This is a genomic window from Synechococcus sp. PCC 7335, assembly GCF_000155595.1.
Classification (GTDB): domain Bacteria; phylum Cyanobacteriota; class Cyanobacteriia; order Phormidesmidales; family Phormidesmidaceae; genus Phormidesmis.
Map to the genome: position 1 here is coordinate 1,048,773 of NZ_DS989904.1, position 16,147 is coordinate 1,064,919.

At 47.9% G+C, this 16,147-nt stretch carries 16 protein-coding genes and 1 other RNA gene; 8 read left to right on the plus strand and 9 right to left on the minus strand.

Annotated features, from left to right (window positions below; genetic code table 11):
• Positions 1 to 50: 50 nt before the first annotated feature.
• On the minus strand, positions 51 to 338 hold the full coding sequence (locus S7335_RS04690; RefSeq protein ID WP_006456671.1) for a hypothetical protein: 288 nt from the start codon (positions 336 to 338) through the stop codon (positions 51 to 53).
• Between the two features lie 423 nt (positions 339 to 761).
• The gene (locus tag S7335_RS04695; protein WP_006455718.1) at positions 762 to 1,682 is read right to left on the minus strand and encodes a DMT family transporter; all 921 of its coding nucleotides are present in this window, start codon (positions 1,680 to 1,682) and stop codon (positions 762 to 764) included.
• A 12-nt stretch (positions 1,683 to 1,694) separates the two neighbouring features.
• Here S7335_RS04695 and S7335_RS04700 point away from each other — a divergent pair, with 12 nt between their 5' ends.
• Positions 1,695 to 2,483: a TIGR01548 family HAD-type hydrolase gene (locus S7335_RS04700; RefSeq protein WP_006456422.1), complete on the plus strand. Its 789-nt coding sequence runs from the start codon at positions 1,695 to 1,697 to the stop codon at positions 2,481 to 2,483.
• Positions 2,484 to 2,604: 121 nt separating this feature from the next.
• Positions 2,605 to 3,567: a hypothetical protein gene (locus S7335_RS04705; RefSeq protein WP_006454220.1), complete on the plus strand. Its 963-nt coding sequence runs from the start codon at positions 2,605 to 2,607 to the stop codon at positions 3,565 to 3,567.
• 132 nt (positions 3,568 to 3,699) lie between these two features.
• Here the strand turns inward: S7335_RS04705 and S7335_RS04710 are convergent, their stop codons facing one another.
• Positions 3,700 to 4,773 carry an isochorismatase gene (locus S7335_RS04710; protein WP_038017083.1) on the minus strand — a complete coding sequence of 358 codons (1,074 nt, stop codon included), beginning with the start codon at positions 4,771 to 4,773 and terminating at the stop codon, positions 3,700 to 3,702.
• 32 nt (positions 4,774 to 4,805) lie between these two features.
• Positions 4,806 to 5,072 (minus strand): hypothetical protein, encoded by a 267-nt coding sequence (locus S7335_RS04715; protein WP_038015628.1) that lies wholly within the window; start codon positions 5,070 to 5,072, stop codon positions 4,806 to 4,808.
• Positions 5,073 to 5,078: 6 nt separating this feature from the next.
• Here S7335_RS04715 and S7335_RS29165 point away from each other — a divergent pair, with 6 nt between their 5' ends.
• From S7335_RS29165 to S7335_RS04730, 5 genes are all read left to right on the plus strand, one after another.
• Positions 5,079 to 5,240 carry a hypothetical protein gene (locus S7335_RS29165; RefSeq protein ID WP_255346471.1) on the plus strand — a complete coding sequence of 54 codons (162 nt, stop codon included), beginning with the start codon at positions 5,079 to 5,081 and terminating at the stop codon, positions 5,238 to 5,240.
• Between the two features lie 118 nt (positions 5,241 to 5,358).
• On the plus strand, positions 5,359 to 6,540 hold the full coding sequence (locus S7335_RS04720; RefSeq protein WP_006456036.1) for a 5-(carboxyamino)imidazole ribonucleotide synthase: 1,182 nt from the start codon (positions 5,359 to 5,361) through the stop codon (positions 6,538 to 6,540).
• A 112-nt stretch (positions 6,541 to 6,652) separates the two neighbouring features.
• Positions 6,653 to 6,853: non-coding RNA, 6S RNA (gene ssrS / locus S7335_RS26635), on the plus strand.
• Positions 6,854 to 7,339: 486 nt separating this feature from the next.
• Positions 7,340 to 8,611 (plus strand): pitrilysin family protein, encoded by a 1,272-nt coding sequence (locus tag S7335_RS04725; RefSeq protein WP_006456610.1) that lies wholly within the window; start codon positions 7,340 to 7,342, stop codon positions 8,609 to 8,611.
• Positions 8,612 to 9,610 carry an alpha/beta fold hydrolase gene (locus S7335_RS04730; RefSeq protein ID WP_050765777.1) on the plus strand — a complete coding sequence of 333 codons (999 nt, stop codon included), beginning with the start codon at positions 8,612 to 8,614 and terminating at the stop codon, positions 9,608 to 9,610.
• Between the two features lie 277 nt (positions 9,611 to 9,887).
• On the opposite strand, the gene S7335_RS04735 is transcribed toward S7335_RS04730, so the two are convergent.
• Together S7335_RS04735 and S7335_RS04740 are read right to left on the minus strand one after the other, a co-directional pair.
• Positions 9,888 to 10,319: a hypothetical protein gene (locus S7335_RS04735; protein ID WP_006454861.1), complete on the minus strand. Its 432-nt coding sequence runs from the start codon at positions 10,317 to 10,319 to the stop codon at positions 9,888 to 9,890.
• A 43-nt stretch (positions 10,320 to 10,362) separates the two neighbouring features.
• Complete coding sequence (locus S7335_RS04740) at positions 10,363 to 10,767, minus strand: NIL domain-containing protein (protein ID WP_038015631.1); 405 nt, start codon at positions 10,765 to 10,767, stop codon at positions 10,363 to 10,365.
• A 176-nt stretch (positions 10,768 to 10,943) separates the two neighbouring features.
• Between S7335_RS04740 and S7335_RS04745 the strand changes: the two genes are divergently transcribed.
• Positions 10,944 to 11,528 carry a thioredoxin family protein gene (locus tag S7335_RS04745; protein ID WP_006454928.1) on the plus strand — a complete coding sequence of 195 codons (585 nt, stop codon included), beginning with the start codon at positions 10,944 to 10,946 and terminating at the stop codon, positions 11,526 to 11,528.
• 98 nt (positions 11,529 to 11,626) lie between these two features.
• Here S7335_RS04745 and S7335_RS04750 read toward each other — a convergent pair whose 3' ends face one another.
• From S7335_RS04750 to S7335_RS04760, 3 genes are all read right to left on the minus strand, one after another.
• Complete coding sequence (locus tag S7335_RS04750) at positions 11,627 to 12,598, minus strand: Sll0314/Alr1548 family TPR repeat-containing protein (RefSeq protein ID WP_006454678.1); 972 nt, start codon at positions 12,596 to 12,598, stop codon at positions 11,627 to 11,629.
• Between the two features lie 137 nt (positions 12,599 to 12,735).
• Entirely contained in the window at positions 12,736 to 14,433 is a 1,698-nt protein-coding gene (locus S7335_RS04755) for a glycosyltransferase family 39 protein (protein WP_006456498.1), read from the minus strand.
• Positions 14,430 to 16,073, minus strand: coding sequence for a CTP synthase (locus S7335_RS04760; RefSeq protein ID WP_006457021.1), 1,644 nt, complete (start codon positions 16,071 to 16,073; stop codon positions 14,430 to 14,432). The genes S7335_RS04755 and S7335_RS04760 overlap by 4 nt, the downstream gene beginning before the upstream one ends.
• Positions 16,074 to 16,147: the final 74 nt, after the last annotated feature.

The following is a 16,147-nucleotide window of genomic DNA, read 5'->3' on the forward strand; positions in this document are numbered from 1 at the left end:
CACTTGTCTAGAAGAACGGAATGTCTAGAGCAGTACTAGAGCAGTGTTGACTAGTCAATCCAAGGGACAAAAGTACTAAGATCAGTTGGCCGAGGAGCTTCTCTAACCTTGGAGAGGTTTGGCGACGACGACTGAGCCGCACTCGTAGTCTGCGGAGCCACTAACCTCATTCCTACAATTGAAAATAGCAGTCCCATACCCAGGCCAACGACGAAAGTACGAGCATGAGAGGCATCTAAGGTACAACATAAACGGCGATCGCGATCATAAACATGCACGGACCAGCCTTCATCTACAGACACTGTTTTGAGCTTTGGGTCATTCTTTGTATCTTTCATAGACCTATCTCTTACTTATCAGTTCCCTTACTTAGCTATCGACAGCATTGAACAATTGCAATGCAGCGTCAGCCACTATCGAGCTAGCTTTGCCAAATGCATTTGCTAACTGCACTAGTCACAACGCTACGATTAGTTTCTCTTGTCAGCCATTCTCTATACTTGAGTCTCTATGCTTGAATGAGGCAAATACCGTCTTTTCGGCCCACCTCATCGCTTATAGACATGAGAGCAAAATAGGTGGAAAGAGCTAACCAAGTCTATTCCAATCATGTCCAAGCTAGCAGCGTTTGTAAAATGGTAATTTCAAAACAACAGAATAAGTTTTACCTATAGGAACTTGCTAAACGTATTTAGCGAGCTTTTAGCAAGGTGGACCTGTCTGGGCGGAAATTCGACATTTGACGACTATTACTGCTCGACTTACGCTTCTAGGTTCTCTTTAGGGGTCTGTAAGACGGTTCGTAATCCAAGCAAGATTAACAGCATACTTAGTATCATCCAAGGCGTAATGGGTTCGGCAAAGAACAGCCAAGCGAGTAAAGCAACCCAAACAGGTACGCCGCTATAGACGATACTAGTAGACTTGGTAGGTCCGATGCGTTGGGTACTAATTGTGAACAGTAAGTAGCCAATACCAGAAGCTCCAATCCCCATGTACACTACGCCTAAAAGGGCAGGCAGAGAGAGCGTAGGGAAACCAGTTACTTTCAACTCTAATGGGATCAAAAGAAAGAGCTGGGCAACGCCAAAAAGTGCACCGTAGTAGCTCATTGCTAGCCCGCTATAGCGCTTGCCAAGGTGGCGTAGCAAAATGGAATAGCAGGCCCAGCAAAGAACAGCACACAGCATCAGTAAGTCGCCCCGGTTGAACTGAAGCTGAAGTAGCGCCGTGAGGTTGGCATCAGTCAGTAAGATCAGGACGCCAAGAATAGCGATCGTACCTCCGATATAGTTTCTTACCAAGAGTGTCTCTTTCAAGATCACCGCTGCCAAAAAGCCCGTAACCACTGGATTAAATGCGTTGATGATGGCCGAATTCGCCACTGCCGTGTAGCGCAAGCTAGAAAAGAAAAAGAAGTGGTAGCCGACAACGCCAGTACTCCCTAGTAAGCATAAACAAATCTTGTCGGCAACAGACGCCGTGGAGAGCCGTAGACTAGTCTCTTGGCTTCGCCATACCAACACGGCCAAAAACGCGCTGGCAACCACATAGCGCAGCAGCGTAATCAACAGCGGTCCCATTTCATCAGTTGTGTACTTACCAGCAACAAAGCTACCGGCAAATAGTAAGCTAGTCAGGACTGCCAGTGAGCTTTGAGCCCATACGCTGTTTTTTGTCATTCAGTCAGTCCTATGAAGCCATTTGCCGTAGCCGTATTTGATATCGATGGTGTGATTAGAGATGTCGGTGGGTCTTATCGACGAGCGATCGCAGATACCGTAGAACATTACACCAATGGCCGCTATCGTCCCACCATAGAAGATATCGATCAGCTCAAAGGTGAAGGCATTTGGAACAACGACTGGAAAGCCTCAGAAGAAATGATTCATCGCTATTGCGCGCAGCAGCAGCAACCTCACTCTGGCGCTAGCTACGAAGAGATCACTAGCTACTTTCAAAAGCGCTACCGGGGTCCTGATATCGAAGATCCCGATCAGTGGACTGGATATATCTCTAACGAACCACTACTTGTTGAAAAAAGCTATCTAGACACCCTCGCCCAATCTGGCATTCCCTACGCTTTCTTCAGTGGCGCAACCCAAGGATCTGCAAACTTTGTACTGCAAAGGCGAATTGGTCTAATCGATCCTATTCTAGTCGCGATGGAAGATGCGCCTAGCAAGCCAGATCCAACAGGTCTAATGATGTCCGTGCAGCTTGTAGAAGCCCAGCAGCCGAGATGTAAAAATCTACCGGTTGTCTATGCGGGTGATACAACCGCTGATATGAAAACGATTGTTGCTGCTAAACAACAGTTCCCTGAAAGAGAATGGTTAGCAATCGGAATTTTGCCACCCCACGCCCAGCAAAATTGCGACTATCAAGCTAGCTATACCGAAAAGCTGAAAACCGCAGGCGCACTCATCGTGCTTAAAAACGTTCAGCAAATTACAGCAGAACGGCTACAAAGTCTGTTGTAGAAAGTGACTACGACAAAGTTGCCTACACGAATCGTTTGCTCTCCACAAGAGCTCCTCCAACGCGTCAGAATAAAGCGTCAAACAACTTCCTAAAATATACGTGTTGGCTTGAGGTAGATAGGTGGCAAAGTCAAAAAAGTTAGAACTTGCTCTAGAACAAATTAGAACAATTCAAAGACAAGAGATTTTGGCTAAAGATGATGTTGTTGTATTACAACGGATTCTTAAGGGTAGGCAAGTGATCGCATTCCTTCCGACAACCAAACTCATCGTCCGCCACAGTCTCATCCAGCTAATCCCTGATCTGATCTCGGCTTTCCAAAAGCTACTCGATAAAGGTGCAAAAGCAGACCCCGGCTGCAAGGCAAAATGGGCGATCGCAAACGCCCTTTACCAGTTAGAAAAACCCAATACCGATCTCTTTTTATCTGGCATCCGCTACACGCAGCCAGAGCCTGTCTATGGTGGCACTATCGATACTGCCCCACCGCTACGAAGCTTGTGTGCTTTGGGTCTAGTCCAAGCAAACTATCCCTACGTGCTCAACGAACTTGCAGACTTACTGGCCGATGATGAACATGACGCTAGGGCTGGGGCCGCTCGTGCAATTGGCTACAGTCAAAATCCGGCGGGTGTTCCGTTGCTACGGCTAAAGGTTCACATTGGCGATTATGAGCCGCAGGTAATGTCTGAATGCTTTGTGGCGCTGCTGAAGCTTTCGAGCGATCAGTCTCCCATAGTGCTCGAGAAATTAGCGTCTGGTAGTGAGGCGGAACAAGAGCTAGCGGCGATCGCATTAGGAGAAGCCCGTATCTCTGAGGCCTTTGGCGCGATCAAGCGTCAGTGGCAGAGAACCCGCACCGCTGAACTGCGTAGCCACTTTTTGCTGGCGATCGCAACACTAAGAACAGAAGAGGCGATCGCGTTTTTAATGTCATTACTAGAGCGCGGTAATCCTCAAGATGCTATGGACGCGCTCACCGCTTTGGAAATCTATCGCGGCACTACAGATATCTGGCATCAAACCAAACGAAAAATCGAGATTAGAGGCGAGGACGACTTAATAGCCAAACTCAAGCGATAGGACAAACGTTGCAAATGCTTTTAGTGTTTGGGATGTCGAGTGCCCCGATACCTTAGAACACTTGATAATCAAGTTGTCTGCTGTCATACGACAGTTTTAGTCGATGAGCCTGTTATAAGTAACTCCACGAAGCTATGACAGAGAATCTAGCTTTACTTTAGGAAACAAAGGCCATTCTTCCAAAGAGTTGACAGATCTAACAATATGCATCCCTGCTTGATGGAAGTTCTCATAGGTTTCATTAGCCAAGTCAGTAAAGTCAACCACACCGGGGACGACAACAGGTGAAGTGCAATCTTCTAGCAAATAAACTTTTTGGGCTAGGGCTGGGTCACGACTTTTGATTTCTTCGAGCAGATCGCTGACGGTCCAGGCGACACAGTGACTTTTGGCCTGGCCAGCGATGATGACAGCATCAAATTCAAGTAGATGCTGAATTAATTGATTGTTTTTCTCGGCGATCGCTTCTCCTCTATCATCCGTCAGCACTTCAGGGCTCAAAACAGAATAGTTCTCAGTTAGTGGGTTATCGCCCTTGGCTTCAAACTGGGTAGGATGAGCGCGCACCATACTGTGAAAGAAACAGGCTTCTTCAAAGGCAGGAACTAGTGCATGGCCAATTCCTCCTAACATAGAGTGATAGGGCCAGATAGTCAGAGGATACTTGCCGCGATCGCTTAGCTCTTGAACATAGTGATAGGCAAAAGCAGTCGCGTCCGGTCCTAGATTGTCTGACTGTCTATCAGCTTGCCAGCGAGACAAATCTTTAGCTATCGCAGGGTTCACTTGCCATTTCTTCTGTTTCACGTCATCGAACGAAATCATCGTCATCGGCGTGGGGTGCTCGCCTGCCTGGTTTACCCAGAAAACAGGATGAAAAATCTGAACAGCATTGTGAGTATCCATTGTTGGAATAATCTCTGTGATCGTGCCTAGATTACGGTACACGAATTCACAAAGTCGACGGGTATCTTCTACAGCACCCATGCCAGAGCGGCCACCCACAAAAAGCTCAAACCCGGGTTGACAGAAAGTGTTTTGAACATCAATTGCCAGCAGACAAACGCAAGCAGTGTCCATATGCGCAGCAGTGACGTTGTGAGCCTGACGATAGGCGATCGCATCTGCTGCCCGCTGTTGGTAGGGGACACGCCAGATTTGACTAATGGTTTTTGAATTGAAGAATGCGGGAATCGGGAAGTTCATGCTAGAGAATAGGAATAAGATCGGGCGAGCGATCACAGACGCTCAAAGTCATCTCTCGCAGCGGCTGGTCTAATCTGTGCAGGCATTCTTAGCTGAATCACATTCAGCCCGCCGCCGTAGAAAGCCCTGGCAAGACTATTTGTAGTTGCCACCATTGTATCGGGGTCTCCATCTAAAGCGATCGCATCGTAGATAGCATTTTTCCAAGTCAGATCTTGGACGATGCGATCGCTCGGCTTAAAATCAAGATCCGCTATAAGCCAATCGGGTTTGAACTCTTGCCAAGAACATTTACGCAAGAACGTTTGCTCTCGCAATTACAACAGATATACGAACAGATTTTAGAAAGAGATTTGGACAAGAGAAACTTTCGCGCCAAATTGTTGAAAATGGAACTGTTGATTAACACAAGCGAAAATAGGCGTAGCTCACAGAGTTGTGAAGCTATACCGATTCAATGCAGCTAACTATCAGCCACTTCAATAAAAGAGGTTTAACTTCGAACTATAGAACGAGAAATTGTCGAAAAACTCCGTACTATTTACCACGTACTATTTAAAGGTAGCCGCAGCAGAAGGAGTAGCCATGACGGATGAATATCAGCAGGTAAATCGTGTTGGTGTCATAGGGGGCGGTCAACTCGCCTGGATGATGGCGGCTGGCGCTAGGGCGCTGAATATCGCGCTGCATGTTCAGACGCCCAGCAATGAGGATCCGGCGGTCAAGATCGCACAGACTGCCCTAATTGGTGAAGTTGACGATGCAGCGGTGACCGCTCAGCTAGCTAAGCAGTGCGACGTCATCACCTTCGAAAACGAATTTATCGACTTATCAGCGCTACGCCAGATCGAAGGTCAAATATACAAAGCCGAAACTTTGTTTGCACCTTCTCTCGATGCGCTCTCACCACTATTAGATAAGTACGAGCAGCGACTGTATTGCGATCGCCTCAATCTGCCCTCACTTCCTTTCACTACGTTAGAAAGCAAGACTGAATTATCTAGCCTAGCCGAAAAAGTCGCCTCACTTGGTTTGCCTTTAGTTCTTAAAACTCGCAGACACGGGTACGACGGACAGGGCACTTTTATTCTCAAAACGCTAGCAGATGTGGAGGCTACTTGGGAAAAGCTAGGCTATCAACCTGTGCTGCTCGAAGCCTTTGTTGAGTTTGAAAAAGAACTCGCGGTGATGGTAGCTAGGAGCGCGTCAGGAGAAGTAGCCGTGTATCCAGTGGTAGAAACTGAGCAAATTGACCAGGTCTGTCGTCGGGTGATCGTGCCCGCTCGGGTCGGGCCAGAAATTGATGATCAAGTGCGGGCGATCGCAACTACCTTGATCACCCATCTAGACTTCGTTGGCGTCCTCGGTATAGAGCTATTCTTAAGCGCTCAAGGTAAAGTCACCATTAATGAAGTCGCCCCCCGAACTCATAACTCTGGCCATTACACGCTAGACGCCTGCATCACGTCCCAATTCGAGCAACAGCTTAGGGCCGTTTCCAACCGCCCATTAGGATCTACCGACTTGAAGAAGCTCGGTGCAATCATGGTCAATCTTCTAGGTACGGACTCTACAACTAGCGGCTATCAAAATCAATGCAAGGCACTATCAGAGATTCCTGATGCCCATGTCTACTGGTATGGAAAAAAGCGATCGCGCCTAGGACGAAAGATGGGACATGTAACCATTTTGACAGACAGCCCAAGCGACGATAAGGCAATAGCTGAGACGATTAAAGCCGTCGAAGAACTTTGGTATCGCTCATGATATAAACTTCTATGACTTTTGAAAATCTGATTGATAGGGTGAATAACCGTCACGCTTCTGTATAGATTTGCCCTTGTCGAACTGAGGAAACAGTTCGCTATGATAGGCTCATGTTCGGCTACGGCGTTGGTGACTGCCAACAATGTTTTCTGATCTATGTTTTTCATTCGTAGGGTATCGAGATGCCTGAGGCGGCAGTATACCGAGCTTGTCCTAATAGGGCTTGTACTCGGAAACTATAAGCCTACAGCCGAGATTCCCACCTGGTCACCCCAGGTCAAAAACTGAGGTAAGACGGCGCTGCGGTCGAACTAACTAAGATCCTTTCCTTCGGGTAAGGATTTTTGCTTTTTAAAGCGGCTTCCAATAGGCTCTTCAAAGTGGAGACTTCAAGCTTGGTCGCAGCTAATGCGACGATGTTGTGCGGATGGTCACCCTACAGCTAGCTAAGTTTTCAACGTCTACTAACGCTTCTCTATATACCCCTCAATACCCCTTACTTTGTAGCTGCCTCTAGTTCATAGCGAGCAACTGAATCAAATAACAAGGCTAAGTAAAAGAGAATAAATCTCAAAAAAGGCTAGATTGTAGATTGTGAGATAGGTACTAGACCTTGCTTACCATTACCGTTGCTGCTTGCCATTGCTTTCACCATCTAAAGAGCTACAGGTCGGAAAGTATTTTCAGCACAAAACATTTCTACCCCTCCTACCTGACCTAGCACATAGGCTAGACATCACCTCACGAATTTCACAGATCCTGACGCATAGTCAATACTCCATACTCCTACCTGGCCCCCGTGACCTCTATCTCGACCAAACAGTCCGCTACCGTCCGAACCCAGCTTGCCAACGGTCTTACCGTCATCGCTATTGAAAATCCGATTGCAGACATCGTTGCGGCTCATTTCTTTATTCGCGCTGGTCACGTCTACGAAACGTCTACAAATTCAGGCATCTTCGATCTACTTGCTGCTGTACTAACTAAGGGTACTCATCATAGAAACGCGTTAGATATCGCTGAGACTGTTGAATCTATTGGTGCAGGCTTTGGTGCAGATGTCTCGTCTGACTACAGCACCATCAGCCTCAAGACTGTCTCGTCTGATTTTGAAACCGTGCTTGCCCTTGCAGCCGAAGTGATCAGATTGCCTAGTTTTCCAGACTCAGAAATAGAACTAGAACGCTGCCTGATTCTACAAAGTCTTAGATCGATGAAGGAGCAGCCTTTCAACGTGGCTTACAACCAGCTACGAGAGGCACTCTATAAAGGTCATCCATACGGCCATACCCATGCCCAAACCGAAAGCTGCGTTGAGTCATTTACCAAAGCCGATCTGCTTGCTGCTCATCAGCAATACTTTCGCCCAGACAATATGGTGGTCACTGTCGTCGGCCGCCAGTCGCCTACACTCACGCTCAAACTAATCGAGCAGTACTTCGGCGACTGGCGATCGCCTAACCACTCACTGCCACAGCTACAATTTCCACCCGTATCAGTAGCCGCTCAGAAAATTGTCACTGTACAAAATACAAATCAAGCTTTTGTGATTCTAGGACACTTGGCTGGTTCAGTGAACAGCCTAGACTACGCTGCTCTTAAAATCATCAGTACCTATCTAGGGAATGGACTCTCTAGTCGCCTGTTCGTTGAACTACGTGAAAAGAAGGGTTTAGCTTATGATGTCTCCGCATTCTATCCCACTCGTTTGGGGACATCGCAGTTTATTGCATACATTGGCACCGCACCTGAAAACGTTCCAGTAGCGCTATCTGAGCTGCGTAGCGAACTAGCCCGTATGACAACGACTCCGCTGACTGCTGAAGAGCTACAAGTAGCGAAGAACAAAATACTGGGTCAGTACGCTCTTGGTAAACAGACGAATAGTCAGATTGCCCAAACCCTAGGGTGGTATGAAGTCTTGGGATTAGGAATAGGATTTGATGACTACTTTCAGCAGCAAATCGCTGCTGTTACGATCGCAGATGTCCTAGTCGCTGCCCAACGCTGCTTAGTCAATCAAGTACTCTCTGTGCTTGGACCTGCTGATGCTATCGAGTCTCTACGCTAAATGTCTACTTCTCCCAGCTCTTCTTTAGGCGCTTCTTCGAACTTTTCTTCGAGTTCCTCCTCAGACTATGTTCTAGGTTCAAGTGCGCCTGTCCTTTCTACTTGGCAATGGAAAGGATTCACCATTGGCTACCAACATGCCAGACCCGATCACTCGAGTTCTAAATTAGACCCAAAGTCAGACGGTATCGAACACCCAGCAGTGGTGATGATACATGGATTCGGAGCTTCTAGTATCCACTGGCGCAAGAATCTTCCTGATTTTGCAACTTGCTACAGCGTCTATGCAATTGATCTACTGGGCTATGGCAAGTCGGCTAAACCTACACCTGGCAAACCGCTGGACTACACCTTTGAGACTTGGGGAGAGCAAATCTTGGACTTTTGCCAGCAGGTGGTAGGGCAGTCGGCTTTCTTAGTCGCTAACTCTATCGGCTGCATTGTGGCCATGCAGACAGCTGTGCGATCGCCAGACTGGGTGCGTGGCGTGGCACTACTTGACTGCTCTTTGCGCCTGCTACATGATCGCAAACGTCAGACCCTACCGTGGTATCGCAATCTTTCGACGCCCTATATTCAAAAGGTGCTGGGCTATCGACCCTTAATCCAACTGTTTTTTAAGCAGCTCGCTAAACCTAAGTCAGTCAAGAATATTCTTCGTCAGGCCTACGGACGTAAGGATGAGGTTACAGATGAGCTGGTTTCACTGCTGCTAGAGCCTGCCTTTGATCCTGGCGCAGTGGATGTTTTTCTAGCGTTTATTCGCTATTCACAGGGGCCTATTGCTGAAGATTTGTTGCCCCAGCTCACTTGCCCGGTACTGATCTTATGGGGGCAAGTCGACCCGTGGGAGCCGATTGAGCTAGGCCGAGCCTACGCTGACTACCCGGCTGTGGAGGAGTTTGTTGAGTTAGAAGGGATTGGCCATTGTCCCCAAGATGAAGCGCCTGAAGTGGTTAATCCGATTGTGATGCAATGGATCGCGAAGAAGTGCCTATGAACCTATTGTGAAGTAGCTATGAAGGACCGATTCATGCAAAGTAGGTAAAAAAATATCCCTCGTCACGGCCTGACAAGGGATAGGGGCAACAGTTAAACGCTTGTGCTGTAGATACAATGGCCCCCAGCTTTATGAAAACAAAGTAAACCTGTGCCGATTTGTTGAGTGCCACAAAGTCTGTGGCTTTGGTCAGTTAGCTCCAAAAAGATCTCATCGGCACAGCTCAGCACAGTCTCTCTTCTATAGCGTTTGTTGTCTGGGATATCGTAATCGATTGCTAGCTACTATATATCTGCGTTTCTTCCAAAAGTAGCCAGCTGATCCCCAGACCAATCAGGGAGACAATCAACATCGCCAAAAAAGAACGCTTGGCTCCAATTCTCCGAGTGTATAAGTCAATCCGGAGCAATAGGGCAGCTGCAGCCATCATCAAAAAATAACTCGATATTTGTGCCCAAGCCACGATGACCACTGCTAGAGAAGCGCCAGCTAATGCGGTACAAGAATAGCCAACATCCGATCTAAATCTAAGTAGTACAAACTTACGAAAAGCTTCCCACCCAATGCTCAATACGCTGCACTGTAAAACGACGTAGACAACTGCTGCGCTCCAAGTGAATCCTGAGATTCGATGCTCATGTAGAAATGAGCCAAAGGCAATGTTGGCTAGTAAAACTAAGCTGGTTGATAGCCAAGGAAAGGCGCGCATGGCTTGGCAGGATGTTAAGAAGGTTTTTTGAGTTACCTAAGATCTAAAGATTCGTAGAGATGGCTTGAACTGGGCAGCTAGGCAAGCATTGTTCACACATGATGCAACGCGATCGCACGAACACCAGTTTGTGAGTCTCAGCGTCCAGTCGCAACGATTCCGTTGGGCATACCCCTGTACACAATCCGCAGTGTACGCAACTGTCTTGGTCAATCACAATCTCACGACTTACAAGTGACACCTCAATATGATTTGAACGCAGCCATTCAATTGCCTCGTCTAACCGATCGATATCGCCTGATAGCTCCACTAGCAGCTTTCCTACCTGGTCAGGCGCTACATGCGCGCGAAAGATATTGGCCGCCACGTTGAAGTCTTTTGCTAGCCGGTAGGTGATCGGCATGTGGATGGTGCGCTTTGGGAAAGTGAGAGTCAGTCGCTTTTTCACGATTGTTTCTTCATCCTCATCTGTTGACAGTGACTTCTTTGAGATAGATCCCTTTGAGGAAACTCTGCTTAAAACGGGCGCTTTTCCAAGTCTATCTTCTAGGACAGTTTGAAGCTCACACCCTAGCAGCTGACAAAGAGATAAGATAGTTAAAGCTGTTGTTTACAAATGAACATATGTCGGTTGATTCTTCAGAAACGGGCAAACGGATCAAAAACTTTGTCATCGTAGCCGTCGCAGCTATTCTTAGCATTGCCCTCATCCTAGGCGTGCAGACCCACTCTCCTGCTGCTTCTTTGTCTGAAATGGCTCAGCAGTCTATGCCATTAGAAGCGGCAATGGCCAATAAAAAACCTACCCTAATTGAGTTCTATGCCAATTGGTGTACGAGCTGTCAGGCAATGGCTCCCGATATTCAAGCCCTTAAAGAAAGCTATCGCGATCAGGTTAACTTCGTCATGCTAAACGTCGACAACACTAAATGGCTTCCCGAAATGCTCAACTACCGCGTAGATGGTATCCCTCACTTTGAGTTCCTCTCCGCCAACAGTGATGAACAGGGCGCTGCTATCGGCGAGCTACCTCGCGCTATCCTAGCTGAAAATCTGAACGCTCTTATCGCTAACCAATCGTTGCCTTACGCACAAATAAGTGGCCGCATCTCCACAGTAGATACAGCCACTAATCCTATCAACGCACCTACCAATGCATCCGACCCACGCAGTCATGGCGCTCAAGTTAGCACTCAAGTGACTAACTAACCTAGCTTAGCTAACGAATCTAGATGATTAACCTGAGTCAATAATCGGCGGCGACTGACCTGTAGAAGCACACTCGGCACTCTCGCTACAAAACCTTGCTACAGATTCGCAACGAAGTCGGTTGCCTGCGTAACACAGGCATCAGAAGCACCACCTAACGTCCGACATCTCTCTTTGTAGATCATACGAGCGATCTCAGGCGGCAGCTGATCGGCGTAGGTCAAGGCTTTATCAAAGGATTCAACGCTGGCAGCTGTCTGTTCTTGGCGCCGCTGTAGTTGCGCCCTTAAATAGTAAAGCTCTGGATTTTCTGGAGCCGCTTGCAAGGCTCTATCTACGGCGATCATGGCATCTGATATCCGGCCAAGATCGCGGTAGCCCAGTGCAATTCCTCGATAGGTCAGATAGTTAGGGCTACTGTACTGCGCTAGGCGTTCGATACTTTCTTCAGGATTTGAGAAGGGTAGATTGACCGCCAGCATCAGATCCATAAACCCCTGAACCAAGTTCAACTCCGGATCGGTTTTATCAATTTTTTCGGCTTCATCTAAGTGACCAAACACCTGCTGAAGCATACCTAGCGCCGTGGGTGTACTACGAGCGACGCCTTGAGTAGACATTAAGTGAGCACCGTCTAGAAAGATGCCGACTGCAGAATAGAGATGTCCTCGAAGAGGTCTACTCTCTAGCAGGGCAGCAGCAGTTGATTTAGTTAGCTCCGCATGAAGGGCCATGGTGTCAAAATCACCATCTAGGTAGGCCATAGAAGCCGCTAAGCCATGGACTAGCGGCTCATCGCCCTCAGAATCTAGTGCCAAATCTATCGCTTCTTGAGCACGAATGTAGTCACCCTCTTTAAAGAAGGCTTCGAAGGCAGCTTCTGCATTAGAACCGATGTTGTATTCGTTGCCCGGACGGAAGGGATCGCCAGCTAGAGCAGGACTAGACAAAAGGGATAGCATCATGACTGTCGAAGCACCAGTGAGTGCCAAACCTCCTCGCTTGAGCCTAGCAAGAGAGTTCATCAGTCGAGATGTCACTGTCCAAAACGTCGTAGTCCAAAACGTCATAGTGGCGATCCTTATAAGGTTGAGAGGGTGGCTGTCCTAAAGTTGAGTATAGCGATTTGATTCGAGAGACTGTGACACAATCTGTGAAGCTCTGCGAGCTGGCATAATCATTTCAAAGATGGTTTCAAATAAAGAGTTCACTCATCACTAGGGACCTTACCACTGCACTGATATCTTTGCTGACGAGTGCCTTCTGTGTTGATTCCCTCACCTGTAGGTAAACAGGTCTGAATAGACAATACGACTGCCTGTGGGAAAGGTGTTTCGCGCTTGGGCTCTATGAGCCAAAGCACTGAGTCATCTGGAGGGCTGCTGCTAATATCAGGTGACCAGATGCTGGAACTGGCTGACTCAGTTAGCGCTATCTGAGTCGCTAAGGTCGGAGGAATGGTCTGTGGGATGGCTAATATATAGCTTAGAAAAAGCGCCTGATAGCTAGCTTGACTATCTTGACCAGACATCATCAGAACGACCGTAGGAGAAGATTCAGCCGCGATGCGAGCTCCAATCTGTCCGGGCAAATATGGCTTCAGTAGGCTAATGTCATAGCTAATTAGGATTTGGCTGAGAACGCCAGCGGTAATCACCACGCTTAGCACCCAACGTCGTTGCCGCTCTAGCCCTATTGCTAACATGACGCTTACAGTCGGATACAGCATAAAGAAATAGCGCGGTGCCCTAGTCAGATCTTTACCTAGCCCGTAGGTGATAGCCATCATGATTGCAAACACAACTGTTGTATAGCTCACCAGTGGCGCGTCTACCCATAGATCAGCAGCATGTAGATCACAAGCAGGCGAATAGGATTTTGAATTGGAATAAGAGGCTGATATCCGTAAATTCTTTTGCCAACCCTGAATAAACTGACGTATTACAATGCCGAAGACACTTAGCATGATCAGGGCAGATGGAATTGACATCCATAACGGCACCTGTTCTACCGGCAGCAGCACTAGCATAAAAACCGCTGCGGCTAATGTGTGGACTACAGGGTATAAAACCGTCTGGTAGAGAGGGATATCGTGACTTAACCAGCTCGTTCCACCATCGCTTTGAAAGTGTGTAAGCGCAGTAGGCCCCCAAGGGAAATAGAGTAGGGCTGTAGCTATGATTGCCAGCAACCAGCCAAACGATTGATTTAGCGTCTGAGCTAGCGTTTGAGTGCGGCTTTGAAGTCGCCTGAGCAGAACCACCGCGGTAACTAGCCACTGAGCGATCAGGCCAAAGCCATAGAAGTAGTGAACGTAAAGACCTAGCACATTCAGGCCAACCCAGCTAAGCCATCGCCAGAAAGTACGTTCTCCTTGGAGTAAGGCTATCCAGTTCACCAGTACAAAAGTGGCGATCGCCACTGCCAAACTGTAGTGTCTAGCCTCTTGCGATAGATAAATGCCGTATGGAGAGACGGCCATCAGCAGAGCAGCGATTTGACCAGTACGATTTCCGCCTATTCGTCGGCCTAAGTAGAACACTCCGATCACAGCTACTAAGCCCCATCCCACCGCAAAAGCCCGCAGGCTCCATATAGAAGTGCCTACGCTTTGTAGCCAGCCATTCATCAACATGAAAAACAGTGGTGGATGATTGCTATACGTCGTCACTGCCTGCGCCGCCTGCCAAGGCGTGCCTGGATCGGCAATTAACGCCCAGTATCGTTCGGGAGGAAGCAACTCCCCAAAGGGAATCATATCCAAACTTTTCCCCAAACTGTAGAAAGCGGTATAGAGTTCATCGACCCAGAGAGGCTTCGCCGTCAGCCGATACAACCGCAGCACTGCTGCTAGCACCAGGATGAATGGTAGATAAAACCCTCGAAACGATGCTGAACTCTTCAAACGCTTACAGAAGTCTCCATTCGCTTGATTTCTTCTACAAACGTGTTATCTTTTAGCGCTGCTTCAACCAATCCTAAGAACATCGGATGAGGTGTACTAGGCCGCGATTGAAATTCAGGATGAAACTGACAGGCAATAAAGTATGGATGACTTGGCAGCTCTACAATCTCGACGAGCCTGCCGTCTGGAGAAGTCCCACTCACCATAAAACCTGTCTCTAAGAACAGATTGCGATAGGCATTATTAAATTCATAGCGGTGACGGTGACGCTCGTAGATCACTTCTTTGTTGTAGAGTTTGCTCGCCAATGTATTCGGCTCTATCCGGCAAGGCCATAGACCTAGACGCATTGTTCCGCCTAGATCAACAACATCCTCTTGCTCAGGCATTAAGCTAATGACTGGGTTGGCGGTCTGCTCATCAAACTCAGAGCTATTCGCTTGCTCTAACTTTGCAATATTTTGCGCCCATTCCATTACCAAACACTGCATTCCTAAACACAAGCCTAGAAACGGAATTCGATTTTCTCTCGCATATTGAATCGTTTGGATTTTGCCGTCTACCCCCCTAGAGCCAAATCCACCTGGAACGATAATCGCGGCCACCTCTTTCAAGTGTTTTTGCGGTCCATGTTGCTCAATGTCTTCTGAATCTACCCAGCGGATTTTGACCTCCGTCTCGAAGTGAGTTCCTGCATGGGTAAGGGCTTCGATCACCGATAGATACGCATCGTTTAGCTGTATATATTTACCGACAATAGCCACTTCTATTGATTTACTAGGGCGATGCATGCGTTGGACCAGCGTCGTCCACTTGGTTAGATCAGGCGATCGCTGACTTAACTGCAAGAAGTCTAGCGTCTGCTCAGCGAGGCCTTCCTTCTCCATGTACAGCGGCACTTCATAGATGCTGCGAGCATCGAGCGCTTGAATCACGCAAGGGAGTGGTACGTTACAGAAGCTAGAAATCTTCTGTCGTAGCTCCTCTCGCAAAGGTCGCTCACTTCGGCAAACTAAAATGTCTGGCTGAATTCCGATTGATCGCAGTTCTTTGACTGAGTGCTGAGTGGGCTTTGTCTTTAGCTCATGCGCCGCTGGAATCCAGGGAATTAGGGTCACATGCATATAGAGAACATCATGCGGGCCAACATCTTGCTTGAACTGACGAATAGCCTCCATGAACGGCAAAGACTCGATATCACCAACCGTGCCACCAATCTCTACAATCACCACATCGGGATTGCGATTACGAGCTACTCGATGAATCCGCGATTTGATTTCGTTAGTGACATGGGGAATGACTTGAACAGTACCCCCTTCGTAGTCACCTCGCCTTTCTTTATTGATCACAGATTGATAAATAGCGCCAGTGGTCACACTGTTGAGCCGCGACATAGATGTATCGGTAAAGCGCTCGTAGTGGCCAAGATCTAAATCTGTCTCCGCGCCGTCTTCGGTCACAAATACCTCACCATGCTGAAACGGACTCATGGTGCCTGGATCGACATTGATGTAGGGATCGAGCTTTAGAATCGAAACTGAATAATCGCGTGACTTCAGCAGCCGACCTAGACTAGCAGCCACAATCCCTTTGCCAATACTAGAAACAACACCGCCGGTTACAAAGACGAATTTGGTCATGGACTTTTTGCAGGACTTAGGCTCAACCCGTCAATTGTGCCATAAGGAATAGAATGCAAACGCATCTTGAACTT